22 protein-coding genes are annotated in these 25,385 nt (G+C 64.7%); 9 read left to right on the top strand and 13 right to left on the bottom strand.

The window, feature by feature from the left end:
* Positions 1-40: 40 nt before the first annotated feature.
* Positions 41-1,480: an aldehyde dehydrogenase family protein gene (locus tag QFZ94_RS26275; RefSeq protein WP_429460552.1), complete on the bottom strand. Its 1,440-nt coding sequence runs from the start codon at positions 1,478-1,480 to the stop codon at positions 41-43.
* Positions 1,481-1,777: 297 nt separating this feature from the next.
* On the opposite strand from QFZ94_RS26275, the gene ppa reads away from it, so the two are divergent.
* Positions 1,778-2,305 (top strand): inorganic diphosphatase, encoded by a 528-nt coding sequence (gene ppa / locus QFZ94_RS26270; RefSeq protein WP_013088778.1) that lies wholly within the window; start codon positions 1,778-1,780, stop codon positions 2,303-2,305.
* Between the two features lie 288 nt (positions 2,306-2,593).
* Complete coding sequence (locus tag QFZ94_RS26265) at positions 2,594-4,690, top strand: FUSC family protein (RefSeq protein ID WP_429460550.1); 2,097 nt, start codon at positions 2,594-2,596, stop codon at positions 4,688-4,690.
* A 6-nt stretch (positions 4,691-4,696) separates the two neighbouring features.
* Here the strand turns inward: QFZ94_RS26265 and QFZ94_RS26260 are convergent, their stop codons facing one another.
* Positions 4,697-5,014 (bottom strand): GIY-YIG nuclease family protein, encoded by a 318-nt coding sequence (locus tag QFZ94_RS26260; protein WP_429460548.1) that lies wholly within the window; start codon positions 5,012-5,014, stop codon positions 4,697-4,699.
* Positions 5,015-5,024: 10 nt separating this feature from the next.
* Positions 5,025-6,194 (bottom strand): GNAT family N-acetyltransferase, encoded by a 1,170-nt coding sequence (locus tag QFZ94_RS26255; protein WP_429460546.1) that lies wholly within the window; start codon positions 6,192-6,194, stop codon positions 5,025-5,027.
* Between the two features lie 150 nt (positions 6,195-6,344).
* Between QFZ94_RS26255 and QFZ94_RS26250 the strand changes: the two genes are divergently transcribed.
* Positions 6,345-8,069 carry an NAD+ synthase gene (locus QFZ94_RS26250; RefSeq protein ID WP_368584569.1) on the top strand — a complete coding sequence of 575 codons (1,725 nt, stop codon included), beginning with the start codon at positions 6,345-6,347 and terminating at the stop codon, positions 8,067-8,069.
* A gap of 100 nt (positions 8,070-8,169) precedes the next feature.
* Positions 8,170-8,508, top strand: coding sequence for a P-II family nitrogen regulator (gene glnK / locus QFZ94_RS26245; protein ID WP_006048444.1), 339 nt, complete (start codon positions 8,170-8,172; stop codon positions 8,506-8,508).
* 184 nt (positions 8,509-8,692) lie between these two features.
* Here glnK and QFZ94_RS26240 read toward each other — a convergent pair whose 3' ends face one another.
* The 5 genes from QFZ94_RS26240 to QFZ94_RS26220 form a co-directional block, all read right to left on the bottom strand.
* Positions 8,693-9,850 (bottom strand): porin, encoded by a 1,158-nt coding sequence (locus tag QFZ94_RS26240; protein ID WP_368584570.1) that lies wholly within the window; start codon positions 9,848-9,850, stop codon positions 8,693-8,695.
* 616 nt (positions 9,851-10,466) lie between these two features.
* Positions 10,467-11,246, bottom strand: coding sequence for an ABC transporter ATP-binding protein (locus QFZ94_RS26235; RefSeq protein ID WP_008918159.1), 780 nt, complete (start codon positions 11,244-11,246; stop codon positions 10,467-10,469).
* Positions 11,247-11,286: 40 nt separating this feature from the next.
* On the bottom strand, positions 11,287-12,000 hold the full coding sequence (locus tag QFZ94_RS26230) for an ABC transporter permease (protein WP_018419774.1): 714 nt from the start codon (positions 11,998-12,000) through the stop codon (positions 11,287-11,289).
* Positions 11,997-12,686, bottom strand: a complete 690-nt coding sequence (locus QFZ94_RS26225; RefSeq protein ID WP_013088786.1) for an ABC transporter permease — start codon at positions 12,684-12,686, stop codon at positions 11,997-11,999. Before QFZ94_RS26225 ends, QFZ94_RS26230 begins: the two co-directional genes overlap by 4 nt.
* Positions 12,687-12,980: 294 nt before the next feature.
* Entirely contained in the window at positions 12,981-13,757 is a 777-nt protein-coding gene (locus QFZ94_RS26220; RefSeq protein WP_429460542.1) for an ABC transporter substrate-binding protein, read from the bottom strand.
* Between the two features lie 579 nt (positions 13,758-14,336).
* Here QFZ94_RS26220 and QFZ94_RS26215 point away from each other — a divergent pair.
* Positions 14,337-15,047 (top strand): pirin family protein, encoded by a 711-nt coding sequence (locus tag QFZ94_RS26215; protein WP_429460540.1) that lies wholly within the window; start codon positions 14,337-14,339, stop codon positions 15,045-15,047.
* 148 nt (positions 15,048-15,195) lie between these two features.
* On the opposite strand, the gene QFZ94_RS26210 is transcribed toward QFZ94_RS26215, so the two are convergent.
* Positions 15,196-15,729 (bottom strand): periplasmic heavy metal sensor, encoded by a 534-nt coding sequence (locus tag QFZ94_RS26210; RefSeq protein WP_429460538.1) that lies wholly within the window; start codon positions 15,727-15,729, stop codon positions 15,196-15,198.
* Positions 15,730-15,947: 218 nt separating this feature from the next.
* Between QFZ94_RS26210 and QFZ94_RS26205 the strand changes: the two genes are divergently transcribed.
* Complete coding sequence (locus QFZ94_RS26205; protein WP_018419780.1) at positions 15,948-16,673, top strand: response regulator; 726 nt, start codon at positions 15,948-15,950, stop codon at positions 16,671-16,673.
* Entirely contained in the window at positions 16,657-17,973 is a 1,317-nt protein-coding gene (locus tag QFZ94_RS26200) for an ATP-binding protein (RefSeq protein WP_429460536.1), read from the top strand. The genes QFZ94_RS26205 and QFZ94_RS26200 overlap by 17 nt, the downstream gene beginning before the upstream one ends.
* A 61-nt stretch (positions 17,974-18,034) precedes the next feature.
* Here the strand turns inward: QFZ94_RS26200 and QFZ94_RS26195 are convergent, their stop codons facing one another.
* On the bottom strand, positions 18,035-18,301 hold the full coding sequence (locus QFZ94_RS26195; protein WP_013088792.1) for a hypothetical protein: 267 nt from the start codon (positions 18,299-18,301) through the stop codon (positions 18,035-18,037).
* A 167-nt stretch (positions 18,302-18,468) separates the two neighbouring features.
* On the bottom strand, positions 18,469-20,160 hold the full coding sequence (locus QFZ94_RS26190; RefSeq protein WP_429460534.1) for a sensor domain-containing diguanylate cyclase: 1,692 nt from the start codon (positions 20,158-20,160) through the stop codon (positions 18,469-18,471).
* 781 nt (positions 20,161-20,941) lie between these two features.
* On the opposite strand from QFZ94_RS26190, the gene QFZ94_RS26185 reads away from it, so the two are divergent.
* Together QFZ94_RS26185 and QFZ94_RS26180 are read left to right on the top strand one after the other, a co-directional pair.
* Positions 20,942-22,693 (top strand): ABC transporter permease, encoded by a 1,752-nt coding sequence (locus QFZ94_RS26185; RefSeq protein ID WP_410849725.1) that lies wholly within the window; start codon positions 20,942-20,944, stop codon positions 22,691-22,693.
* A gap of 19 nt (positions 22,694-22,712) precedes the next feature.
* On the top strand, positions 22,713-24,059 hold the full coding sequence (locus tag QFZ94_RS26180; protein WP_176109243.1) for an AAA-associated domain-containing protein: 1,347 nt from the start codon (positions 22,713-22,715) through the stop codon (positions 24,057-24,059).
* A 67-nt stretch (positions 24,060-24,126) separates the two neighbouring features.
* Here the strand turns inward: QFZ94_RS26180 and QFZ94_RS26175 are convergent, their stop codons facing one another.
* Both QFZ94_RS26175 and QFZ94_RS26170 read right to left on the bottom strand, forming a co-directional pair.
* A complete protein-coding gene (locus QFZ94_RS26175; RefSeq protein ID WP_368584579.1) occupies positions 24,127-24,663 on the bottom strand; it encodes a hypothetical protein in 537 nt (178 codons plus the stop codon).
* Positions 24,660-25,238 carry a hypothetical protein gene (locus QFZ94_RS26170; RefSeq protein ID WP_429460531.1) on the bottom strand — a complete coding sequence of 193 codons (579 nt, stop codon included), beginning with the start codon at positions 25,236-25,238 and terminating at the stop codon, positions 24,660-24,662. Before QFZ94_RS26170 ends, QFZ94_RS26175 begins: the two co-directional genes overlap by 4 nt.
* Between the last annotated feature and the right edge of the window lie 147 nt (positions 25,239-25,385).

The raw sequence follows: 25,385 nt of genomic DNA, 5'->3' as shown, positions 1-25,385 counted from the left end.
CGCTGATCGCGTTGATCGCGAGCGATCCCTGCCGGACCCGCTAGCCGTGCCGGATCGCGATCGTCTTCAGCACCGTAAAGCCGTACAGCGCCTCGAAGCCCTTCTCGCGGCCATGCCCCGAATGCTTGACGCCGCCGAACGGCAACTCGACGCCGCCGCCCGCGCCATAGTTGTTGATGAACACCTGGCCCGAGCGCACGCGTCGCGCGAGCCGCATCTGGCGCGCGCCATCGCGGGTCCAGATCCCGGCAACGAGCCCGAACTGCGTGCCGTTCGCGAGCGCGAGCGCTTCGGCTTCGTCGCGGAACGACATCGCGGCGAGCACCGGGCCGAACACTTCGTCGCGCGCAAGGCGGTGGCTCGCGGGGACGTCGCGCAGCAAGGTCGGGGCCTGATAGAAGCCGCTTTCGGGCGCTTCGGGAATCACCTCGCCGTGCGCGGCCATCGCGATGCCGTCGTGTTGCGCATCCGACAGGAAGTCCCACACGCGTTGCTGCTGTTTCGCGCTGATCAGCGGTCCGCAATCGAGATCGGCCTTCGACGGCCCGACGCGCAGCGCCTGAAAAGCGCTGCTGAGCCGCTCGAGCAGCGGCTCGTAAATGGCCTGCTCGATCAGCACGCGACTGCCCGCCGAGCAGGTTTGCCCGGCGTTCTGCACGATCGCGGAGATCAGCACCGGCAGCGCGGCGTCGAGATCGGCGTCGGCGAAGACGATTTGCGGCGACTTGCCGCCGAGTTCGAGTGTGACGGGGACGTGGTTTTCGGCGGCCATCTGCGTGACGAGCTTGCCGGTTTCGGGCGAGCCCGTGAACGAGATGTGATCGATGCCCGGATGACGCGCGAGCGCGGCGCCCGCTTCGTGTCCGTAGCCGGTCACGATGTTCAGCGCACCGGCCGGCAGGCCGGCTTCGGCGGCGAGTTCGGCGACACGCAGGACGGAAAGGCAAGCGTCCTCGGCCGGTTTGACGACGCACGCATTGCCGGTCGCCAGAGCCGCGCCGACGCTGCGCCCGAAGATCTGCATCGGGTAATTCCACGGCACGATGTGGCCGGTCACGCCGTGCGGCTCGCGGATCGTCAGCACCGTGTAGCCGGATTGGTACGGCAGGGTCTCGCCGTGCAGCTTGTCGGCCGCGCCGGCGTAGAACTCGAAGTAGCGGGTGAGGGCGGCGGCGTCGGCGCGCGCCTGCTTGAGCGGCTTGCCGGTGTCGCGCGCTTCGAGCTGGGCCAGGTCTTCCTGGCGCGCGGCCACCAGCAGCGACAGCCGATACAGCACACGGCCGCGCTCGGCGGCGGCGAGCGCGCCCCAGGCGCCGTCGAACGCGCGGCGCGCCGCGTGCACGCCGGTGTCGATATCGGCCTCGGTGCCGCGCGCGATGCGCGTGAACGGCTGGCCGTCCGATGGATCGAGTACGGCGATCGACTCGCCGCCGGAAGCGGCGCACCACTCGCCGCCAATGAAATGCCGTGCTTCTTCCATGCATGCTCCTTGATGACGTGCGGCCGGCGTGCGGCGGCGCGGGTTCGAAGGGGAGACACAAAACGGTAGAGACGCGAAGCCAGACTCGCCAGACGATTATCGCGCCGATCCGACCGCGGATGCCACCTGCCGATTGGCTATAATGGCGCATTCCGTACGGTCCGGTGCGCGGCCCCGTCGTTCGGGGCGAGAGGGTTTCAGGGCCCGGCGTTCGCGGTTCGCACGCAGTTCGCACCGCATCCGCAGCCCGCGCGCCGTTCGCCGCCTTCCGATTTCCATCCCCTTCAGAGAGCGCTCATGAGCTTCAATCACGTTCCCGCAGGCAAAGACCTTCCGCACGATTTCAACGTCATCATCGAAATCCCGGCGCAAAGCGACCCGGTGAAGTACGAAGCCGACAAGGAGCTGGGCCTGCTCGTCGTCGACCGTTTCATCGGTACCGGCATGCGCTATCCGGCCAACTACGGCTTCATTCCGCAGACGCTGTCGGGCGACGGCGACCCGGTCGACGTGCTGGTGATCACGCCGTTCCCGCTGCTGGCAGGCTCGGTCGTGCGTGCCCGCGCGCTCGGCATGCTGCAGATGACCGATGAATCGGGCGTGGACGCGAAGCTGATCGCCGTGCCGCACGACAAGATCTGCCCGATGACGGCGAACCTGAAGTCGGTCGACGACGTGCCGGCTTACCTGAAGGACCAGATCAAGCACTTCTTCGAGCAATACAAAGCGCTTGAGAAGGGCAAGTGGGTCAAGGTCGAAGGCTGGGCCGACGTCGACGCCGCCCACAAGGAAATCAGCGAAGGCGTGGCGAACTACAAGAAGTAAGCGCGCCGCGGTTCATCCGCTCGCTGCATGCAGTACGAAAACCGCGCGAGTCCGCAAGGACAGCGCGGTTTTTTTGTGCGCTTTGCGCGGCGCTCGACTACCGTGCAACCAGCGCCGCGAGCGTCGTCCCGCACGCTTCATATTGCGCGCATAACCTGAACGCATCGCTCCGATGAACGGAACGCATTTTTATATTTAGGTGTAAACCCTTATCATTCGCCGCACGAGCTTGCGCGCGAACTCACCGCATCTACGCGCCTTTCCATCACTTCAACAACCACCGTCCGGATGATGAACCGCAGCAAGTCCCACTCGACATCGCCGCGCTGGTCGACCCGCTTCCATTCGGTCGTCACCGCGATCTATCGCAAGCGGCCGGTCTGGATGGTGTCGTTCGCGGCTAGCGAGGCGAATCTGTCGGAGGGTTTGCGGGCGGCGTGCGCGTCGACGGCGATGCTCGCGCTCGGCAACGTGCTGCACGATCCGGTGTTCGCGTGGGCCGCGATCGGCGCGTTCTGGACCTGCCTCGCCGATGCGGCCGGCTCGAACCGCGCGCGCTTCATGTCGATGATGGGCTTCGCGCTGCTGTCGACGCTGTGCGGCGGCATCGCCGCGTTCGCATCGGCGTCGGGCACCGCGTGGGCCGCGCTCGCGGTGCTGGCGTTCACGACGCTCGGCGCGTTCGGCCGCATCTGGGGCGCGGCCACTTCGCAGGTGACCATCCTCGCGGCGACCGCCTGCGTCGTGATGGTCGATCGGCCGATGCACGACGCGCGTTCCGGTGTCGAGTTTCTCGGCGTGTATCTGGCCGGCTGTCTGTTCGCGATCGTGCTGAGCCTGACCGTGTGGCGCATCCATCCGTTCGGCGCGAGCCGCGCTTCGCTGCGCGCGGTGTATCTGCGCCTCGCCGATATCGCGTTCGATAGCGCGCGGCTCGTCGGCGGACGGGCCGCGCCGCGTGAGTGGGCCACGCATGCCGCGCGCTTTCGCGCCGATGCGCGCGCGTCGCTCGAACGCGCGCGCGATGCGCTCGCGAACGTGCCCGCATCGAAAGCAGGCGGCGCGGCCGTCTACGACACGCTGCTCGGCTTGCTGACCGATGGCGAAGCGTTGTTCGCGTATCTGATCGCGGTGTCGGGCGCGGGCGAGAAATTGCCCGACGATCCGCGCCGCACGCAACGCGCGGTGCGCCTGCTCAATGCGATCGGCGAAGTGCTCAGCGACATCGGCAGCGCGACCGGCGACGCGCGTTGGGAACGTCTCGGGGAGCCGCAGGCGCGTCTGCGGCGTCTCGCGCATCGGCTCGAAAGCGCGTTGCTCGAACCGGTGAAGCTGCAATCCGGTTTCGAGCTCGTCGATTTCGCGCCGCGTGAGGTGCACGTTGAGCCGTGGAGCGCATGCGTCGCGCGTTATACGGCGCGCGCATGGTCGACGCTGAAGGCGAACCTGTCGTGGCAGTCGGTCGGCTTGCGCCATGCGGCGCGTGTCGGCGTGACGACGACCGCGGGCTTCGTCGTGATTCGCGCCCTCGGTCTGCCGTTCGGCTATTGGGCGACGATGGCCACTCTTCTGATCCTGCAGCCGTCGATTGCAGCGACCTGGCCGCGCAGCATCGAACGCGCGGCGGGCAGTATCGTCGGCGGCGTGCTCGCGGCGGCGATCGGCTATGCGATTCATTCGCCGCTCGGCATCTCGCTCGCGGTGTTCCCGCTCGTGATGGCGACGATGGCGCTGCGCCCCGTCAGCTACAGCCTGTTTGTGCTATTCCTCACGCCGACCTTCGTGCTCGTCGCCGACTTCGCGACACCGGGCGCCAACGAACTGTCGTTCGCGCTGACCCGGCTCGGCAACAACGTGCTCGGCTGCGTGCTCGCGCTGCTCGCGACCTTCCTTCTGTGGCCGACGCGCGAGAAGCTCGACCTGCGCGTCTATCTCGGCGACGCGGTGCGCGCGAATCTCGCGTATCTGCGCGCGTCGCTCGAAGCGCCGCGGCACAGCGGCAAGGAGATCGAGCAATTGCGCCGCGCGGCGGGTCTCACCAGCAACAACGCGGAAGAAGCGATCGGCCGCGTGCGGCTCGAAAAGCTCGAAGATTCGATGGCCGATACGGTCACGCTGACGGTGCTGAGCCTGCTGCGACGGATGGCCGGCACCGCGACGCAGTTGCGCCTCACCGCGAACCGTCGCGACATGCATAGCGAACTCGACGAATGGGTCGTGGCGATGAGCGCGGCGATCGAGGCCGCGCTAAACCGCACGTTGCGGCCGGTGCGGCTCGGGTTACCCGCGCGCGAGCAGTTGACGTCGCTGGAGGCGGATGTGGTGGGCGAACTGGCGCGCGTGCATCGGTTGTTGACTGAGAGGATGCGGGAGGCGAGGGGGTAGCGCGACTCAGCCCTCGGTACTCTCGCCGTCTTCGGCCGCGTCGTTCACCGCCACCACCGGCAACACCGACTGCAGCGTGAACACCCCGGCCGCCAGCGCCCGCTTGTCGGCGGCCGTGAGCCGTTTGACCCAATACTCGGCGCTCGATGCGCTCGAGCGGTCCGCCAGCTCGAACGACGCGAGTACCCGCACCGGCTTGCGCGAGCGCGTATAGCGCGCGCCCGTGCCGCTCACGTGTTTGTCGAAGCGGGCAGCGACGTCGGTCGCGATGCCGGTATAGACGCTGCCGTCCGAGCATTCGAGCAGATAGAGAAACCACGCCATAACCGCGCTTCTAGCCTTTGAACGGATTGTGTTCGCGCAGCTCGTCCACGTATGCGTGGATGCTGTTCTTTTCGTTGTCGAGGAAATGGCCGACCGCATCGGCGAACGCAGGATGCGCGAGCCAATGCGTCGAACGCGTGACCGTCGGCAGAAAGCCGCGCGCCATCTTGTGTTCACCCTGCGCGCCGCCTTCGAATGCGCCGAGCTGCTCTTCGATGCAGAATTCGAGCGGCTGATAGTAGGCGGTTTCGAAGTGCAGGCACGGCACATGTTCGAGCGCGCCCCAGTAGCGGCCGTACAACGTGCCGCCGGTTTTGTCGTCGCGCTGATAGACGACGAGCGAACTCGCGATCGGCTTGCCTTCGTATTCGGCGATCACCAGCAGCAGATTCTCCGGCATCGATTCGCCGATCATCCGGAAGAAATCGAGGTTCAGATATGGACTCGAAAAATGCTCGCGATAGGTTTGCCGATAGCACTTGCTGAAGAAGCGCCAGTCGGCATCCTTGATGTCTTCACCGCGGATGCGCCGCATCGTGATGCCGGCCTCGCGCACCTTGCGACGTTCGGCGCGAATGTTCTTGCGCTTCTTCTGTTCGAGCGTCGACAGAAAGTCTTCGAAGTCGCGATAGCCGTCGTTGAGCCAGTGAAACTGCACGCCTTCGCGTTGCATCATGCCGATATCGGTGAGCGCGTCGGCTTCGCTCTGCGTCGGAAACAGCACATGCAGCGACGATACCTCGGCTTGCTCGGCGAACGCCATCAAGGTGGCCGCGAGATGGCGCAACGCGTGCCCGTTCGCCGATAGCAGCCGGTTGCCCTGCACCGGCGTGAACGGGACCGCGCACAGCAGCTTCGGGTAGTAGGGCAGGCCGTTGCGCTTGTACGCGTCGGCCCAGGCCCAGTCGAACACGTACTCGCCGTACGAGTGACCCTTCAGATAGACCGGGGCCGCCGCCGCGAGCTTGCCCGTGCGCGCGTCGGTCAGCGTGACGAATTGCGGCGCCCAACCGGTGTCGGGAACCGCGCATTGCGTCGCATTGAGCGCGCTCAGAAACTCATGCCGCAAAAACGGCGTGGGGTGCGGCTGCGCGGCGAGGAGGGCGTTCCATTCGGCGGCGTCTACCTCGGAGGGCGATGCCAGAATGCCCGTGCGATAATCGATACGTTGCTGGTTCAATCTGAGTGACTGTTTGCAATGACCGGCGCGGCGCGATGAAGCTGAAGCTGCCACGTCGTTCGTTGAGTTCGTTTATCCGGTTTGTTCAATTCCGTCGAGCCATCGAGCCGCGGTACCGCGAGCCGTGAAGGCTTGCCTGTCGATCCTGCCATGAAGACCCGAATCGCTCTTGCTCAAATCAATGTCACCGTCGGCGACTTCGCCGGCAACGTCGCGAAGATCGTCGCCGCCGCGCGCGCCGCGCACGGCGATGGTGCGAAGCTGCTGGTCGCGCCTGAACTCGCGCTGTCGGGTTATCCGCCCGAAGACCTGCTGCTGCGCCCCGCGTTTTATACCGCAAGCGCGGCCGCGTTGGCCGATCTCGCCGCGCAACTGAAGCCGTTCACCGGTCTGCATGTGATCGTCGGCCATCCGCTGCGCGACGGGTCGGACAACCTCGCGCACAAGCTCGTGCACAACGCGGCGAACGGCCATGGTAATGCAAACGCGCCGATCGAGCGCGGCGTGCCGCCGGTCGACACGTTCAACGCGGCGTCGCTGATCGTCGACGGCGAAGTGAAGGGCACCTATCGCAAGCAGGATCTGCCGAACACCGAGGTGTTCGACGAGAAGCGCTACTTCGCAGCCGATCCGCAGCCGTTCGTGTTCGAACTCGATGGGCTCAAGTACGGCGTCGTGATCTGCGAAGACGCATGGCATGCGTCGGCCGCGCAGATGGCGAAGGCCGCGGGCGCCCAGGTGCTGCTGATTCCGAACGGCTCGCCGTATCACCTGAACAAGGAGGCGGTGCGCTTCGACATCCTGCGCGCGCGCATTCGCGAGACCGGTATTCCAATGGTCTACGTGAACATGGTCGGCGGGCAGGACGAACTCGTGTTCGATGGCGGCTCGTTCGTGCTCGACGCGCAGGGCGCACTCGTCGCGAAGCTCGCGCAGTTCGAGGAAGCCACGGCGATCGTCGAGTTCGAGGACGGCAAACCGCTGCCGGCCGCAATCGCGCCGGAGCAGTCGATTGAAGCGCAGGTGTACGCGGCGCTCGTGATGGGCGTGCGCGACTACATCGGCAAGAACGGTTTTCCGGGCGCGCTGATCGGTTTGTCGGGCGGCGTCGATTCGGCGCTCGTGCTGGCCGTTGCGTGCGATGCGCTCGGCGCCGACAAGGTGCGTGCGGTGATGATGCCGTCGCGCTACACGGCCGACATTTCCACGACCGACGCCGCCGAGATGGCGCGCCGCGTCGGCGTGCGTTACGACGAGATCGCGATCGCCCCGATGTTCGATGCGTTTCGCGGCTCGCTCGCCGCAGAGTTCGCGGGCCGCGCCGAAGACGCGACCGAAGAGAACATTCAGGCGCGCATTCGCGGCACGCTGTTGATGGCGCTGTCGAACAAGTTCGGCTCGATCGTGCTGACCACCGGCAACAAGAGCGAGATGGCGGTCGGCTACTGCACGCTGTACGGCGACATGGCCGGCGGCTTCGCGGTGATCAAGGACATCGCGAAGACGCTCGTGTACCGGCTGTGCCGCTATCGCAACGCGGCCACCACGTTTGCGACGCGCGACGTGATTCCGGAGCGGATTCTGACGCGCGCGCCGTCCGCCGAGTTGCGCGAGAACCAGACCGACCAGGACAGCCTGCCCGAATACGAAGTACTCGACGCGATCATGCGCATGTACATGGAGGAGGACCGTTCGCTCGCGGAAATCATCGCGGCGGGCTATCGGGTCGACGACGTGAAGCGCGTCACGCGCCTGATCAAGATCAACGAGTACAAGCGCCGTCAGGCGCCGATCGGCATTCGCGTCACGCATCGTGCGTTCGGCCGCGACTGGCGTTATCCGATCACGTCGCGCTACACCGAACCGGTGGAGTGAAAGACGGCACCCGCGCGCGGATGCCGCAATGCATCCGGCGCGGCGTAGAATAAAAATCATCCTTTCCTTTCCACTCTTCCCATCAAGAGACGAGGTCGCCATGAAGCGCATCACCGCAGTCATCAAACCGTTCAAACTCGACGAAGTGCGCGAGGCGCTCGCGGAAGTCGGCCTCACCGGCCTGACCGTTACCGAGGTCAAGGGATTCGGTCGCCAGAAAGGGCATACCGAGCTGTATCGTGGTGCGGAGTACGTGGTCGACTTTCTGCCGAAAGTGAAGATCGAAGTCGTGGTCGCGGACAACCAGTGCGATCAGGTCATCGACGCGATCATCGGCGCGGCGCGCACCGGCAAGATCGGCGACGGCAAGATCTTCGTCGCGGACGTCGAGCGCGTCATCCGCATCCGTACCGGCGAAGAGAACGAAGCGGCCGTCTGAAGCCGCGCAAGCACGCACCGGCCCGGTGCGCGCAAGAACTCAAATTCGGCCGCCGAAGAAAAAACGGTGCAATACCCTTGCGGATATTGCACCGATACGCGCCTCTCGCAGCAGCGTGAAAAAGATTCTCTCGAAGAAACCTGTGTTACTCCCCGAGGTGTGACCCTCGGGGCGCACCGTTCGATTAGAACGAGTGCTGGATGCCTGCGTACACGCCGCTTTGCTGGCGGCCTTGCAGCGGGTTGTCCGTTGCAGCGGCGAAGCCCGCATTGTTCGCGTTCAGACCGAAGTTAGCATTGCGGCTGTTGCGTACCGTTGCTGCCTGCAGGTCGAGCAGCGTGCGCTTCGACAGGTTGTACGAACCGCCGATCGTGTAGATCGTCGCATTGCCCGCGCCGTTGTTGCCGTTCACGTGGTAGACCGCCGCGATCAGCGCTGCAGCCGGCGTTGCCTGCCACGTCACACCGCCCCATTCGTGATCCAGGGTAGTCGGCTGACCAGGTGCAACGCCCGTCGCACCTGCCGAACGGATTGCCTGGTAAGCGGCCTGAATCTTGAACTGGCCGAGGAACACGTTCACGAGAGCCGAGTACTCGCGCGATGCTGCGAAGACGCCGTTGGCCGTGTTATCCGTATTGATGCCGTTGTTGGCGACCGGGCCACCCCACAGCTGGCCGTTATTCTTGTTGCGGATTTCGTCGTACAGACCGCGGATCTGGAACAGCGAGGTCGTGTAGGTGATCTGCGCGCCAGCTTCGCGACCTTGCGCCGTCGTGCCGTTACCGTTCCAGCTCGTCGCATTCGACAGCGCGTATTGACCGTAGAAGTCAAAGCCCGCGATCTTCGGCGACTGGTACGCGAAGTTGTTGCTCGACTGCGGCCAGTTGCGGCCACGCACCAGCGATGCCGACGACCAGGACGACTGACCGAACGGGTCGAAGTCCCACACGCCGTTCGAGATGAAGAGCATGCGGCCCATCGTGAACGTACCGTACTGGTCGTTCGAGATGCCGACCGTTGCCCAGCGATTGAAGAGACCGCCACCGCTAGGACCTGCGCCCGTCATCGTGTTGAACGAGCCTTCCAACTGGAACAGAATCTTGTTGCCGGCGCCGATGTCTTCGACACCCTTCATGCCCCACAGGCTGGTGCCCCAGTCGCCGCTTTCCGCCTTGAAGCGGTTCGAGCTGGTGTTGGCCGCGCCGTTGGCGTTAGCGCCGGTCGGGACGCCCGACATGTACTCGAGACCTGCATCCAAACGACCATACAGCGTAACGCTGCTCTGAGCGTGTGCAACAACGCCGGCCGACATCAGCGCAGCGACGAGCAAAGCTTTCTTCATCTTCTCCTCCATACCCTGTCAAAAAAAGAAACCCAGTACTGCGAGTGGTGTTCGGACGCGATCAGCACCGAACAGGAAGCGGTACCAGGGGAGAGTGGCGGGTGGATAGGGGTGCTCCTGTCATGACATGTAGCGTCGAGCTATCTTTGCGTCATGCCGATCCCACGCCGACCGGTTCTCCTCTGTGTTTGAAGTGAAACTACTTTTAATCAACTTTGTTTTGCTACTTTGGTTACCAATTTATCAAAAATAACTTTAACTGGGAGAAGAAATTAGTACCGCCCACAGGCGGTGTCGCCAAATTGCAATACGAATGTGCGCCCGGACCCGGAGGAACCCCTCGGAAAATGGCGCAGCGCCTTGTCCGGCAAGGGAAGCGCGGCTCGGAAAGGGTCGCATTAAGGATTGTCACTATTGACGAGCCAAAAGTGGCAGGTTAGGGCGAAAACCAGGCCTGTACAGCCCGTTCTGTGGGATTTTCGGCGCTTTTCCGTCGTTCGGATGGCCAGGGGAAAGGACGCGGCAAAAACGAAAAAGGCGCTCGTAAGCGCCTTGTAAAACTACATTGACTACATTTTCGATGTTTATTCGCATCGTAAGTCGCGGGTAATTTTTATTACTTGAGACTGCCCGACAGGAATTGCTTCAGACGCTCGCTTTTCGTGTTTTTGAACACTTCGTCCGGATGGCCTTCTTCCTCGACGCGGCCCTGATGCAGGAACATCACGTGATTCGACACGTTGCGCGCGAAGCCCATTTCGTGTGTGACGACGATCATCGTGCGGCCTTCCTCGGCGAGCTTCTGCATCACCTTCAGCACTTCGCCGACGAGCTCCGGGTCGAGCGCCGAGGTGGGTTCGTCGAACAGCATCACGTCCGGGTGCATCGCCAGCGCCCGCGCAATCGCCACGCGCTGCTGCTGGCCGCCCGACAGATGCGACGGATATTGCTTCTCGAGACGCGGCGCGAGACCGACCTTCTCCAGATATTCGCGCGCGCGGTCCTCGGCTTCTTTGCGCTTCAGACCGAGTACATGCACCGGCGCCTCGATGATGTTCTCGAGCACGTTCATGTGCGACCACAGGTTGAAGTGCTGGAACACCATCGAAAGCTTGGTGCGCACGCGCTGCAACTGCTTCGGGTCCGACACGCGCAACGCGCCGTCCTTGGCGGTCTGCGTGCGCACTTCCTCGCCGTCGACGAAAATGCGCCCCGCGTTCGGCTGTTCCAGAAAGTTGATGCAGCGGAGCATCGTGCTCTTGCCCGAACCGGACGAACCGATCACGCTGATCACGTCGCCGGCATTGGCTTTCAGCGACACGCCCTTGAGGACTTCGTTGTCGCCATACTTTTTGTGAAGCTCGTCGACGAAGAGCTTCTGCTTCTTGGAGTTCATCAGGATCCTTAACGCTTCTTGCTTGTCCAGGGACGCGCAGTTACTTGCCTTGCGGCCGCAGGTAAGCGAGCCAGCGACGCTCGGCGCGGCGGAACAGCCACACGAGCGCGAAAGAAATACACAGATACAGCAGCGCGGCGATGCCGAACGCGTTGAACGACTGATACGTCGCGGAGTTCACGTCGCGCGCGATCTTCAGGATGTCCGGCACCGTGGCCGTGAACGCGACCGTGGTCGCGTGCAGCATCAGGATCACTTCGTTGCTGTAGTAGGGCAGTGCGCGGCGCAGCGCCGACGGCAGAATCACGCGCCGGTACAGCGTGAACGACGACATGCCGTACGCGCGCGCCGCTTCGATTTCGCCATAGGGCGTTGCCTTGATCGCGCCCGCGAAGATTTCGGTGGTGTACGCGCAGGTGTTCAGCGTGAACGCGAGCAGCGTGCAGTGCATGCCGTCACGGAAAAACGCGTTGGTCAGCTCGTTGTTGCGGATGATCTCGAGGCTGTAGAGGCCCGTGTAGCACAGCAGCAGCTGCACATAGAGCGGCGTGCCGCGGAAGATATAGGTATAGAGCCACACGAGGCCCGCGAGCCATTTCTTCTTCGACACGCGCGCGACCGCGAGCGGCACCGACAGACAGAAGCCCAGGCCGATCGACACGACCAGCAGCCACAACGTGATGGCGACACCGGTAAAGCGATAGCCGTCGGTGAACAGATAGTTGCGCCAGTATTGCTGAATGATCTCGATCATAGATCCGCCTTTCGCACGCCGGTCGAGTAACGCTTTTCGAGGTACATCAGCACGAAGTTCGACACTGTGGTGATGACGAGATAGATCGCCCCCGCGAGCAGGGTGAAGAAGAAGAACCGCAGGGTGCCCTTGCCGGCGTCCTGCGAGGCCTTGACGACGTCGGCGAGACCGATGATCGACACGAGCGCGGTCGCCTTGACCATCACCTGCCAGTTGTTGCCGATGCCGGGCAGCGCGAAGCGCATCATCTGCGGGAACATCACGCGCGAGAACACCTGCCAGCTCGTCATGCCATACGCCGCACCCGCTTCGAGCTGGCCGCGCGGCACCGCGAGAAACGCGCCGCGGAACGTCTCGGTGAAGTACGCGCCGTAGATGAAGCCAAGTACCGCGACGCCGGCCACGAACGGGTCGATGTCGATCTGGTCCCAGCCCATCGCGTCGGTCAGGTTGTTCAGCCAGATCTGGATGCTATAGAACAGCAGCAGCATCAGCACGAGATCGGGCACGCCGCGCACGAGCGTCGTGTAGACGGTGCCGACGCCGTTCGACAGGCGATTCTTCGACAGTTTCGCCGCTGCGCCGAGCAGGCCGAGCACGAACGCGAGCGCGAGCGAGAACACCGCCAGCTTGACGGTTTGCCAGGTGCCGCTGAGGAGTAGCGGGCCGTAGCCTTGAAGGAACATAGGAAGTCCTCGACGATGCGTTTCTCGCGCACCGCGAAAGACGCGGCCCGCGCTGCGCCGCGTCGGGGACGAGCGCCTGGCTCGCCGTGATCCGCGGCGCACAGCGTGCCGCTGTGCAAATCATGCCGCAGAAACGTTGGTGGCTCCTGCAGCGCGCTTTTGGGACTTTCGTCTCGGATTGTTTTGAATCTACTGCCTTGTGTTGCTACCTGCGATTGCCGCCTTCGGTGCCACTTGCACTGCCATCGCCACCGGCCCGAGCTGGCCTACCACTCAGTATCCTGCCTGTTTTGCTCAACGGCCAGGATAAATGTCGAAGTCGAAGTACTGCTTCTCGAGCTTTTTGAACGTGCCGTCCCGATGAACCTCGGCGAGCGTCTGATTGAACTTCGCCTTCAGTTCGGCATCGCTCTTGCGCAGACCGATCGCGGTGCCTTCGCCGATCGTCTTCGGGTCCTTCACTTCCGGACCGGCCCAGCCGAAGCCCTTGCCGCGCGGTGTCTTCAGAAAGCCGGCGTCGGCCTGCACTTCGTCCTGCAGCGCGGCGTCGAGACGGCCTGATGCGAGATCCGCGTACACCTGGTCCTGATTCTGGTACGGCACGACGACCACACCCTTCGGTTCCCACCAGACCTTCGCGTACTGTTCCTGCGTCGAGCCCTGCTCGACGCCGACGCGCTTGCCTTTCAGCGATTCAGGGGTGGGCAGAAGCGGAGAACCGGTCTTCGCGATCATGCGGGCGGGCGCGTCGAACATCTTGTCGGAGAAGTCGATCTGCTCGCGGCGCTTGTCGGTGACGCTGAGCGAGGAGATGATCGCGTCGAACTTGCGAGCTTTCAGCGCCGGAATGAGGCCGTCCAGATCCTGCGCGACCCACACGCACTTCACGTTCATCTTCGCGCACAGCGCGCGGGCCAGGTCGGCATCGAAACCGAGGATGTCGCCATTAGGCGCCTTCGATTCGAATGGCGGATAACTGGCGTCGACCCCGATGCGCACCGTCTTCCATTCTTTCGCCATCGCGCTGGTGGCCATGACTGCCAGAGCCACGCACAGTGCGAACTTCTTCATGTTTCTCCTGAACCAAACTGATCGTCGTGATGACTCGACCCGACGAGCGCCGGCCGAGGGCCGACGGTCGCTATTCTAGGCGGTCAAAATTGCCGTGCCGCAGGGATTGTCGCCGCGCGCTCGTCTTCCTTGCGCGGGCGGTTCGTGCGACGCGGCGCGCTGCTCCGGCGCGTTCCGTGTTTGCCGGACATGCCTCGCGCGGGCGTGGCGCCGGGTCGGAGCCCGTCGCGCGCCGGTTGCGGCCGGCCCGGAGAGGCTTGCCGGCGCGGCCTGCACGCCCCGCTGGACGTCCACGCGGCTTGAAAAGCGCGGTATTTTACCCGAAGAGCGGCAAGCTGCCAGCGCGGGGCGGCAGCGAGCGGCAAGACGCCGCGCAGCGCGTTGTGCGTGCGCGACGCCGGCGCGGTTTTGGGGGCGCCGGGCTGGTGCCGGGCTGCCGGGCGCCGGGCATCCGTGCCGTCCGCGCGATTGCATGCAGCGGTGGAACGCTGCAGTGCGGTCGCGCACGATTGTTTAGTGGCCACGCAGCCCCTACATTCCACGCATCGCTCTGATTGAGTACTTACCGGGAGACTTTCCATGATCGAGATTCGCCGCTCCGCCGAACGCGGCCACGCCAACCACGGCTGGCTCGACTCGTATCACAGCTTCTCGTTTGCCGATTACCGCGACCCCGAGCATGTGCACTTCGGGCCGCTGCGCGTGATCAACGAAGACCGCATCGCCGGCGGCCAGGGTTTCGGCGCGCATGGGCATCGGGACATGGAGATCGTCACGTATGTGCTCGAGGGCGCGCTCGCGCATCGCGACAGCATGGGCAACGGCTCGACGATCCGTCCCGGCGACGTGCAGCGCATGAGCGCGGGCACCGGGGTGCAGCATAGCGAGTTCAACGCGTCGCGCGACGAACCCGCGCATCTGCTGCAGATCTGGATCATTCCGCGCCGCGCGGGCGATCAGCCCGGCTACGAGGAAAAGCGCTTCGACGCCGACAGCAAGCGCGGCCGTCTGCGCGTGATCGCGTCGCCCGACGGCCGCGACGGCTCGGTGACGATCCATGCGGACGCGTCGATCTACGCGGGACTGTTCGACGGCGCCGAACACGCGACGTTCGCCATACCGGCGGGGCGCCTCGCCTATCTGCACGTCGCGCGCGGCACGCTGAGCGTGAACGGCACGGTGCTCGAAGCGGGCGATGCCGCGAAGCTCAGCGACGTCGACACGGTCACGCTCGAAAAGGGCGACGGCGCGGAAGTGCTGCTGTTCGATCTCGGTCAGTTGAACGGCTGATCCGAGCGGTTGATTCGCGCGGCCCGCGGCCCGCGGATCGAGCCGCGAGCAGCACCAAAACGACGACGCCACGGAAAACCTCTTCCGTGGCGTTTTTTCTATTAGCGAGGCGCCCTCCCTGGCACGCCTCGCGGATGCAACGAGCCGCTTACTGATTAGCGGCCGGCGCCGACGCCGCGCCCTTGTGATGCTCCCAACCCTCGCGCATCTTCTCGTGACGCTGTTCCATCCGCGCGAAGCGCTGCTTGATCGCCGTGCTGACAGTGGTCTTCTGCTGGTCGTTCAGGCCGTTATAGAACTTGAGCCATGCGTCGGTGGTTTGCTGATGCAGTTGCGCGTCCTTCTGCTCGATCTGCTGATGCGTCGCGGCCATCGCGTTCAGATCGAGGATCGGCTGTTGCTGCGCGGCCTTGAACTGGTCGTGAGCCTGCTTGTGATTCGCGCGCATCGCTTCGTGATTCTGCTTCATCGTATCGAGCGCGCTTTGCCACAGCTTTTCCTGATCCGCGTTCAGCTTCAGCTGATCGTGGAGTTGGGTCAGTTCCTTCATGAAGTGGCCGTGCCAGCCGCCGGGGCCGCCGTGCGCCTGCTCGGCGGGTTGAGCGGCGTAAGCGGCGCCCGCGCCGATGGCGAGAGCGGTGGCGGCAACGGCGAGAACGCGCGACATCTTTTTGGTGGACATATGAGGCTCCTTGTAATGGAATAGCCGACGATGCAACCGGTCTTTGGACTGCCTGCACTCGGTAAGGCACAGCGTAGAGAACCGCGTGCGCCGCTGTGTTACGCGCCAGGACGCCGCCATTACCAGCAATTACGCGCGGCTTTCACCGTAACACCCGGTAACCCTTCAGACCGTTTGGAAAACGAAATCCCTTTCTGCCGCGCGTTAAACTTCATTTCATGGCTACTCAAATCCTGGTCGTCGACGACGACGTCGAACTGCGCGATCTGCTGCGCGACTATCTGGCCCGTCAGGGCATCGAAGTTTCGGTGCTGCACGACGCGGGCTCACTCGAACGGCGCCTCGAGCGCGAGCGCCCCGACCTCATCGTGCTGGACCTGATGATGCCCGGCGTGGACGGCCTCACCGCGCTGCGCAAGCTGCGCGCATCGGGCGACGATATTCCCGTCATCATGCTGACCGCGCGCGCCGACGACGTCGACCGTATCGTCGGACTCGAACTCGGCGCGGACGACTACCTCGGCAAGCCGTTCAATCCGCGCGAACTGCTCGCGCGCGTGCAGGCGGTGCTGCGCCGCCGCCGCACGCTGCCGTCGGCCGCTGCGCCCGAGCAGCGCGAGCCGTTCAGCTTCGGCCGCTTCACGCTCGATTTCCAATCGCGCACGCTGCATCTCGAAGACAAGCCGCTCACGCTGTCGGGCAGCGAGTTCGCGCTGCTGAAGATCTTCGTCAATCACCCCATGCGCACGCTCACGCGCGAGCGCCTGCTGGAACTGCTGCACGGTCCCGAGTACGACGGCACCGACCGCGGCATCGACGTGCAGGTGTGGCGCCTGCGTCGCATTCTCGAAACCGATCCATCCACACCGCGCTTCATCCAGACCGTGCGCGGCCGCGGTTACGTGTTCGTGCCGGACGGCGAGCAGCATGCGTCGGCCCATTGATTCGCTGTTCGGGCGGCTCGCACTGCTCGTCGTCGCGGTGCTGATGCTGTCTCATTTCGCGTGGTACGCGCTGATGCGGCTAGAACGTTCGCAACTGCAAACGCGCTACGCGGTCGAGGAAGCGACCTTCCTCGTCGACGCGGTGCGTCAGCACGTCGCCCGCACACCGGATCAACCGCTGCCATCGCGAGTGAAGCTGGTCGACCCGGCCAGCCCGGACGTGCCGGCAGCCCGCGCGAGCATGCCGCCGCCGCTCGAGCGTTTCGTCGAGGACGTGCGCGACCGCATGCCGGCCGACACCCAGGTGCGCGTCGGTCCGCCCGGCGGACCGCCCACGCTATGGGTGCGCGCCGCGACTGATCGGAACTGGATCGTCGTGCCGGTTCAGCCGCTGCGCATGCCGCGCTCGCTCGACCGCACGGTGTTGTGGCTCGTCATTATTTTCTCGTTCGCGGTGATGGCGGCGCTGTTCGCCGCCTGGGCGCTGCAGCGGCCACTGCGCTTGCTCGCGCAGGCGGTCGCGCGCTTCGGCCGCGGGCTGCCGGTGCCGCCGGTGCCGGAGCGCGGGCCGCGCGAATTGCGGCAACTCACGCACGGCTTCAATCAGATGGTGCAGGAAGTCGCGCGCACCGAGAACGATCGCGCGGTGATGCTGGCCGGTGTCGCGCATGACCTGAAGACGCCGCTCGCGCGTCTGCGGCTGCGCGCCGAAATGATGGACGACGCGAAGATGCGCGACGGCGTCGTGCGCGACGTCGATTCGATGACGCATATCGTCGAGCAGTTCCTGCTGTTCGCGCACGACGGCGCGGACCGCAGCGAACCCGTGGAAGTCGATGCGCAGTGCGAGCGTGTCGTGCGCAGCTATCGGGCGGTGTCCAGCGATGCTCCGACCGTTCACACGGAGCTGAACGCCGGGCCGTCGTTTCTGTTGCCGGCCGCCACGCTCGACCGGATCCTGTCGAATCTGATCGACAACGCGCATGCATATGGGGCGCCGCCGGTGGTCGTGGCGACTGCGCGCACACCGCAGGGCTTTACGCTATCCGTTAGCGACAACGGCAAGGGCATCGCCGCCCAGGATCTGATCAGCGCGAGCCGGCCGTTCGTGCGGCTCGATCCGGCGCGCGGCGGCAACGGCCACAGCGGGCTGGGTCTTGCGATCGTCGAGCGGCTGGTGCGGCGCGCGGGCGGTGAGTGGGAAATCGGCAATCACGACGGCCGCGGTTTGCGGGTGTTGATGAGCTTTCCGTTCGAAGTGCTGCCGCGGGTTGCGACGGCCTCGGAAAACGCGTGGTAGGAGCAGGGTGTTGCAGTCGCGATGCGCGCGCGGGGGCGTCGGCATCGCGCGCGGCGAGCGGTCAGTCCGAAAACAGCGTATTCAACGCATTCGCCGTTTCGCTATCGACGGTATTCCACGTCACCGATTCCGCCTCGAAAATATAGTGCGTCGTATATTTGCCGAGACGCGCGAGTATTTCCTCCTGAATCAGTTCCGGCGCGACCTCCAGTTTCAGATACCACGCGGTCGACGACAGACGCGTCTGGAACGCGCCGTATTCGGCGAGCAGATGGTCGAATGCCTCAGCGTCCTGATCGCGACAGACGATCACCAGATTTCCCTTCATGCGAATCTCCCGTTAGAGCGGTAGTGACACTCCGATATCAGGATTGATGATACCTGCTTCGTTGCGGGAAGCTCGGCGTCGTTTTCGCGCGGGCAGGGCTTGGCGTGGGTTGGCTATGCGGAGAGGGCGATACCGTCGCGCTGAGTATTTCGGCGAGCGTCAGGCATTCACCATGCATTCACCGCCGTGCGCGCAGGCGGCGCGGTATCGTCGGGCGGCAGCGCTTCGGTGCGGTCGCGCCCGCCGGTCTTCGCCGCGTACAGCGCGGTATCGGCACGGCTCATCAGGCGCTCGGGCAGATCGTCGGGCGACAGCTCGGTGATGCCGATGCTCACACTCAGCCCCGCCGCGGCCGGCAGCTTCGGCGAGGGTATCGCTTTCAGCCGCAGCCGCAGCCGCTCGACGACTTCGCGCCCGCCTGCCAGATCGGTGGCCGGCAGCAGCAGGCCGAACTCTTCGCCGCCGAGCCGGCCGATCGCGTCGGAGCTGCGCAGCTCGGCGCGACACGTATCGACGAAATGTTCGAGCGCGCGGTCGCCGGCGGCGTGCCCGAAGCGGTCGTTGATCTGCTTGAAGTGGTCGAGATCGGCGATCGCCATGCACAGCGGCTCGCGGCCCGCGTGCGCGCGATCGATCTCGTGGCGCAGCAGGTCGAGGAAATAGCGCCGCGACAGCGCGCCGGTCAACGCATCGTGCCGCGCCTCCGCGGAGAGCAGCGTATTGGCCGACTGCAACTGCTCGGCGAGATCGCGGGTCGCGCGGTGGTGGCGCCGCTCGCGCACGTAGGACACGGTGATCACCCACGCGAGCGCGACGGTGCCGGACAGTGTCAGGAACACCAGCAGATGGTCGCGTTTGTGGTTGCGCAGCAGCTCCGGCCACGCGGCGAGCGGATCGACCAGATGCGCGGAAAGTCCGGAGTTCAGGCCGCCGCGGTTCTGATAGAGCGCCGGGGCCGGCTGCTCGATCATGCCGAATAGCTGCGCGGCGACCGAGGCCGGTACCCACGGCGCCTGCTCACGCACTTGCGTGTCTTCGCGGATCAGCATATCGGGGAATGTCTCACGGCGGTAGATGATGCGCCGCTCGGCGGGGCTCATCTGCGTGACGCGGGAGTTCGGCAATGCGTGGCCTTCGAGCGCGCTGTTGTGCGCCATGATGATGACGCCGTTGTCGTCGGAGACGAAGGTGCCCGCGTGCGCGACCCAGTGGCGCAACCGCGCGATGCCGACCTTCGCGACCACCGCGCCGACCAGCAGCCCGTCCGAGTACACCGGCGCGGCGATGAAGATGCCCGGCTCGCCGCTCGCGCGACCGACGCCGTAGGCTTCGGCGAACGCGCCGAGCAGTGCGCTCGTCAGATAGCCGCGCGCGCGCATATCCACGCCGACGAACGATTGCTGCGCGCCCTCGGGGTTCGACATCGTATTGCTGGAGGCGACGCAAATGCCGTTCGCGTTGACGATCCAGACCTGATCGAGCCCGGAGAAGCCTTGCGCTTCATGCAGGAATCGGCTGACCGCGGCCATCTGCGGATCCTTCAGCAATGCGGCGCGCACGGCGGGTTCCGCCGCCTCGCCGTTCACGGCATAATTCTGCGATTGCACGAGGGCACGCTGGACCACGTCCATTTCGGCCATGGTTGCGGGGATGGCGCGGGACATCGCGAGGTCGCTGGCAATCACTTCAGCCATGTTGTCGACGATCGACGTGGACATTTGCCGCTGCGTGTGCAACGCCGCGTCCAGCTCTTGCTGTACCATCCGGTCCGCGACCATGCCAGCCACGAACCAGCAGACGAGGACGATCAGCACGAAACTGACCGGCCCGGCTACCTGGCGCAAGGTTGTCCTGTTCATCGACCCTCTGATCCGTCTGGCTGTGACATGCAACTTGCTTGTTGGTGGGCAGCGCGCTCTCAACGCTGTGTCGTTATCTGCGTCAGCTGCGGTTTCGTTCCGTCACGAGCGACGTGCGTTGCGCCGCCGCCATGCCCGGATTGAACCGCTGATAAACAGGTACGTCGTTTCCCGATTTTAACCGTCGCGAAGCACGTTGCCACCGTTATTGCTGGGATGCTGTCTGCATATGCCGCGCCGATCAGATTCTTAACGGCATCCGCGCGGCATTCTTGATAGGTGTGTGGACGGATGGAGCGAATGAGCGGCGACGGCCGCGGTGTCGCGCCGATGTAGCTTGCGCACCACGCGACGAGACAGTCCCGCGACCTGTCACGCTGACGTACGCGCGAGCAGGGTACAGTGCGGCGCGGCGGCGCGTGCCGGGGCTTGCTGAAGCCTTACGCCACGGCCTTGCGACGTCGTCTCGCGATTTGCGGCGAAAGGTTGTGCCTGAAACATAGGATGGTGTAGTGTCGTGCCGTCCAAAACGAGGAAAGCCCGCCAGCCCTCGGGCGGCGCACGCGGCGACAGGAGTTCGGCGTGATGGTTGTGGTCGTGGGCGACGCGTCCACGTAGCTGTCCATTGCCGGCCCATGTGCCTCCAACGCTAACGATTTACCACGCACGCGCGTTTTGCCATGCCTGATTTCCGCTTTCCGGACCGACCCATAGACCGCCGCGGAGCAGCCGCGGCCTCCTTCGAGCGTTCGAATGCCTGTTTCAAGAGGGAGGGCATCTGATGGATTTCAGCTTCAACCTGAAGCGCACCGCCAATGCGTCGGCATGGCGGGTGTTGCCCAACCGCTGGGACTTCGTCGCATTCCCGCTGATCATCTGCCTGATCGCGATGGCGTCGATCGGCTTTCACGAGACGCTCGCGCCGATGTCGACGCTAAAGACCCAGGCGATCTCGCTCGATCCGGCCAACCTGCCCGAGTACGCGATGCGCACCACGCTGCGCATGCTCGCGGCGATGGTCGCCTCGCTGATCTTCACGCTGGTCTACGGCACGCTGGCCGCCAAGAGCCGCCGCGCCGGCCTCGTGCTGGTGCCGATTCTCGACATCCTGCAGTCGGTGCCGGTGCTCGGCTACATCTCGTTTACGGTCACCTTCTTCCTCGCGATGTTCCCGGGCCGCGTGCTCGGCGCCGAGCTCGCCGCGATCTTCGCGATCTTCACGAGCCAGGCGTGGAACATGACGTTCAGCTTCTACCAGTCGCTGCGCACGGTGCCGCGCGACCTCGATGAAGTGTCGCGCGGCTTTCACCTGACCTCGTGGCAGCGCTTCTGGAAGCTCGAAGTGCCGTTCTCGATGCCGGGCCTGATCTGGAACATGATGATGTCGATGTCGGGCGGCTGGTTCTTCGTGGTCGCTTCCGAAGCGATCACGGTCGGCAACAACACGATTACGCTGCCGGGCATCGGCGCCTACCTGGCGCAGGCGATCGGCGACAAGAACCTGCACGCGATCGGCTGGGTCATCCTCGCGATGACGGTCGTGATCCTCGCGTATGACCAGCTGCTGTTCCGTCCGCTCGTCGCGTGGGCCGACAAGTTCCGCATGGAGTTCACGAGTTCGGGCGATGCGCCGGAATCGTGGCTGCTCGATCTGATCCGCCGCACGCGGCTGATTCACCGCCTGCTGGTGCCGCTCGGCTGGATGTTCGCGCGCGCGGCTCGCGTGCGCTTCCAGTTGCCCGCGTTCAGCGCGCCGCGCTTTCACATGCCGCAGCGGGAGAAGAACTCGAAGCTCGGTGACATCATCTGGGCGACGATCGTGCTGCTCGCCACGGTGTACGTGGTGTACCGCGTGTTCCTGTATGTGCGTACCGGCGTGACGCTCGACGAAATCGGCCACGTGCTCGTGCTGGGCCTGATCACGCTTCTGCGCGTGGTCGTGCTGATCGCGATCGCGTCCGTGATCTGGGTGCCGGTCGGCGTGCTGATCGGCCTGCGCCCGGCGCTCGCGGAGAAGGTGCAGCCGCTCGCGCAGTTCCTCGCGGCGTTCCCGGCGAACCTGCTGTTCCCGGTGTTCGTGATCGTCATCGTGCGCTTTCACCTGAATCCGGACATCTGGCTGTCACCGCTGATCGTGCTCGGCACGCAGTGGTATATCCTGTTCAACGTGATTGCCGGTGCAAGCTCGTATCCGAACGACTACCGCGAGGCGGCCAAGAATTTTCACATCCGCGGCTGGCAGTGGTGGCGTCAGGCGATGCTGCCGGGCATTTTTCCGTACTACGTGACGGGCGCGATCACCGCGTCGGGAGGCGCTTGGAACGCGAGCATCGTCGCGGAGTTCGTGCAATGGGGCGATACCAGGGTTGCCGCGCATGGCCTCGGCGCCTATATCGCGCAGACCACCGCGGCCGGCGACTATCCGAAGATCATCGTGGGCATCGCCGTGATGTCCCTGTTCGTGACCCTGTTCAACCGTCTGCTGTGGCGCCCGATGTACGCCTACGCCGAAGGCAAGCTCCGTCTAGATTGAGAAATGAAGGCTTAACGCGATGCAAAATCCTAAAGCTGCTATGACCGCCGCGCCGATCCAGACGCCGCCGAAGCCCCCGCGCCTCGGCGAGGAAATCCTGCGCGTCAAGGACGTGTGCCGCGGCTTCAACAAGACTCAGGGTGAACTGCTCGTCCTCGACGACGCGAATCTGTCGCTGCGCGAAGGCGAGATCGTCGGTTTGCTCGGCCGTTCGGGCTCGGGCAAGTCGACGCTGTTGCGTATCATCGCCGGCCTGATCGAGCCGACCGACGGCGAAGTCACGTACATGGGCAAGCCGCTCGAAGGCCCGGCGAAGGGTGTCGCGATGGTGTTCCAGACCTTCGCGCTGTTTCCGTGGCTGACCGTGCTGCAGAACGTGGAAGCGGGTCTCGAGGCGCAAGGTGTCGGCGCGTCGGAGCGGCGCACGCGCGCGCTCGCGGCGATCGACCTGATCGGTCTCGACGGCTTCGAAAACGCGTATCCGCGCGAGCTGTCGGGCGGCATGCGCCAGCGCGTCGGCTTCGCGCGGGCGCTCGTCGTCGATCCGACGCTGTTGCTGATGGACGAGCCGTTCTCCGCACTCGACGTGTTGACCGCGGAAACGCTGCGTACCGACCTGCTCGATCTGTGGACGCAAGGGCGCATGCCGATCAAGGCGGTGCTGATCGTCACGCACAACATCGAGGAAGCGGTGTTCATGTGCGACCGCATTCTGGTGCTGTCGTCGAACCCGGGCCGCGTGATCGCCGAGATCAAGGTGCCGTTCAAGCATCCGCGCAATCGTCTCGACCCGGCGTTCCGCCGCCTCGTCGACGAGATCTACGCGAAGATGACCGCGCGCCAGACCGACGAAAAGACCAAGAAGGGGCTCGAGCTCGGCAGCTGGCTGCCGCACGTGTCGACCAACCTGATGGCCGGTCTGATCGAGACGCTCGCCGCCGCGCCGTATCACGGCCGCGCGGACATGCCGGAAATCGCGCGGTCTCTGCATCTCGAGGTCGACGATCTGTTCCCGATCGCCGAAGTGCTGCAGCACCTCGGTTTCGCCGACGTGCGCGAGGGCGACATTTTCCTGACGCCGCCGGCGCGCGTGTTCTCCGAGTTCGGTACGCAGGAACGGAAGATGATGTTCGCCGAGCATCTGCTGCGGCACGTGCCGCTCGCGGCGCGGATCAAGAAGGTGTTGAACGAGCGGCCGGGGCATCGTGCGCCGCGCGTGCGCTTCGAGCAGGAGCTGGAAGACTTCCTGTCGGACAGCGCGGCGGAAGAGACGCTCGACGCGGTGATCAACTGGGGCCGTTACGGCGAGATCTTTTCGTATAACGACCAGACGGAAATCTTCAGTCTGGAAGACGTGGAATCTTGAGTCTGGGTTGCCGCGGAAACGATCGCGGTTCAGACAAAAAAGCGGCGAGGAAAACCTCGCCGCTTTTTTATTGCAGGTTGCCCCAGCGTGGGACCGCCGGCTCGGCCGTCGCCCACTTCCAGCCCTTGTCCTGCTGGCACGCGCTGGCCGTGAACCACCTCTCGGGCGCGTTCGGGCCGTCGCCGTCCTGCACCGAGAACACGAAGTCTTTGCACAGCGCGAGCGCCGAGTTAACCGCGCGCGTCACGCGCACCTGGCCGTGACCGTTCTCGATCGGCAACGTGTGCTTGACCGACCATGGTTTCGTTTCGCCGACCGGCATCGTGCCGACCAGCGCCGCCATCAGATCCTGCTGGTCTTTGTGCATGCTGCGCATGTAGCGCGCGACCGCTTCGTCGGTGGCGGCCTGCACCGCCACGCCGACGCCGAGCGCGACGGCCGGATTGCTGGTCACGATGCCCGAAGCGACACCCGCCGCCGCGCCGCTCGCGGCGCCGATCGACGCGCAGCCGCTCGCCAGCAGGCTCGCGCCGACGCATAGCGCGCCGGCCGCGACGAGCCGAAGCCGATCACCCCACGGAACGCCAGGCGAACGCAATTTCATTGCAGCGCACCCCAGCGCTCGGTGGCGGGTTCGGCCGATGCCCAACGCCAGTCCTTACCGTCACGGCAAACCGATGCGATGTAAAACGCGCTGCTCGCGGGCTTGTCGCGCGTTGCGGTCTGATCGACGGAAAAAACGATTTCCTTGCAGTCGAGCGCGCCGGTGCTGATCAGGCGGCTGACGGTCACGCGGCCGTGCTCGTCGTCTTCGATCGGGAAAGAGTGGGTGATGCTCCAGGGAGCGACCGCCCCGATCTCGAGCGGACCGGCCGCCTGCGCGATGCTGTTCTGCGTATTCGTGTGGACCACGCGCTCCGAATACTGCACGCCGGCGCGCGCGGCGGCGACCGCGCCGAGACCGATACCGGTCGCGACCGCCGCATTGCTGGTGACCTTGCCCGCGACCGCGGCACCCGCGATACCGGCGCCCGCGACCGCGCCTTCCGAGTACAACGAGCTGCAGCCGCTCAATGCCGACGATATTGCCAGCGCCAGCGCGATCAGCGCTGCTACGTGGGGGCGTTTGCCTGCGACAACGGAGTTCGCGTTGTCGGCCCACACCATGTTCTTTTGCATTTCTCCTGTCCCTGCCCGTACAGGTGCCTGCGTTCACGCGTCGCGCGTGTAAACGAAGGACACGTCGTTTATTACGCTGCCGCATTGTGCAGGATGCGTTTTGTAATTGGCAGCGAAAAAATGCAAGAAATTGCAAAACATCGTGCG

The organism is Paraburkholderia sp. JPY465 (assembly GCF_050436725.1).
Taxonomy (GTDB): Bacteria; Pseudomonadota; Gammaproteobacteria; order Burkholderiales; family Burkholderiaceae; genus Paraburkholderia; species Paraburkholderia youngii.
The sequence above is the reverse complement of the archived record's forward strand: the minus strand, read 5'-3'. Positions and strand labels throughout refer to the sequence as shown.

Coding starts and splice junctions, on each gene's coding strand:
- QFZ94_RS26260 (WP_429460548.1), bottom strand. CDS start 5,014: ATGGCGTGGTTTCTCTATCTGCTCGAATGCTCGGACGGCAGCGTCTAT.
- QFZ94_RS26220 (WP_429460542.1), bottom strand. CDS start 13,757: ATGAAGAAGTTCGCACTGTGCGTGGCTCTGGCAGTCATGGCCACCAGC.
- QFZ94_RS26235 (WP_008918159.1), bottom strand. CDS start 11,246: ATGAACTCCAAGAAGCAGAAGCTCTTCGTCGACGAGCTTCACAAAAAG.
- QFZ94_RS26225 (WP_013088786.1), bottom strand. CDS start 12,686: ATGTTCCTTCAAGGCTACGGCCCGCTACTCCTCAGCGGCACCTGGCAA.
- QFZ94_RS26205 (WP_018419780.1), top strand. CDS start 15,948: ATGGCTACTCAAATCCTGGTCGTCGACGACGACGTCGAACTGCGCGAT.
- QFZ94_RS26185 (WP_410849725.1), top strand. CDS start 20,942: ATGGATTTCAGCTTCAACCTGAAGCGCACCGCCAATGCGTCGGCATGG.
- glnK (WP_006048444.1), top strand. CDS start 8,170: ATGAAGCGCATCACCGCAGTCATCAAACCGTTCAAACTCGACGAAGTG.
- QFZ94_RS26210 (WP_429460538.1), bottom strand. CDS start 15,729: ATGTCCACCAAAAAGATGTCGCGCGTTCTCGCCGTTGCCGCCACCGCT.
- ppa (WP_013088778.1), top strand. CDS start 1,778: ATGAGCTTCAATCACGTTCCCGCAGGCAAAGACCTTCCGCACGATTTC.
- QFZ94_RS26275 (WP_429460552.1), bottom strand. CDS start 1,480: ATGGAAGAAGCACGGCATTTCATTGGCGGCGAGTGGTGCGCCGCTTCC.
- QFZ94_RS26240 (WP_368584570.1), bottom strand. CDS start 9,850: ATGAAGAAAGCTTTGCTCGTCGCTGCGCTGATGTCGGCCGGCGTTGTT.
- QFZ94_RS26180 (WP_176109243.1), top strand. CDS start 22,713: ATGCAAAATCCTAAAGCTGCTATGACCGCCGCGCCGATCCAGACGCCG.
- QFZ94_RS26195 (WP_013088792.1), bottom strand. CDS start 18,301: ATGAAGGGAAATCTGGTGATCGTCTGTCGCGATCAGGACGCTGAGGCA.
- QFZ94_RS26170 (WP_429460531.1), bottom strand. CDS start 25,238: ATGCAAAAGAACATGGTGTGGGCCGACAACGCGAACTCCGTTGTCGCA.
- QFZ94_RS26200 (WP_429460536.1), top strand. CDS start 16,657: ATGCGTCGGCCCATTGATTCGCTGTTCGGGCGGCTCGCACTGCTCGTC.
- QFZ94_RS26190 (WP_429460534.1), bottom strand. CDS start 20,160: ATGAACAGGACAACCTTGCGCCAGGTAGCCGGGCCGGTCAGTTTCGTG.
- QFZ94_RS26230 (WP_018419774.1), bottom strand. CDS start 12,000: ATGATCGAGATCATTCAGCAATACTGGCGCAACTATCTGTTCACCGAC.
- QFZ94_RS26175 (WP_368584579.1), bottom strand. CDS start 24,663: ATGAAATTGCGTTCGCCTGGCGTTCCGTGGGGTGATCGGCTTCGGCTC.
- QFZ94_RS26265 (WP_429460550.1), top strand. CDS start 2,594: ATGATGAACCGCAGCAAGTCCCACTCGACATCGCCGCGCTGGTCGACC.
- QFZ94_RS26215 (WP_429460540.1), top strand. CDS start 14,337: ATGATCGAGATTCGCCGCTCCGCCGAACGCGGCCACGCCAACCACGGC.
- QFZ94_RS26250 (WP_368584569.1), top strand. CDS start 6,345: ATGAAGACCCGAATCGCTCTTGCTCAAATCAATGTCACCGTCGGCGAC.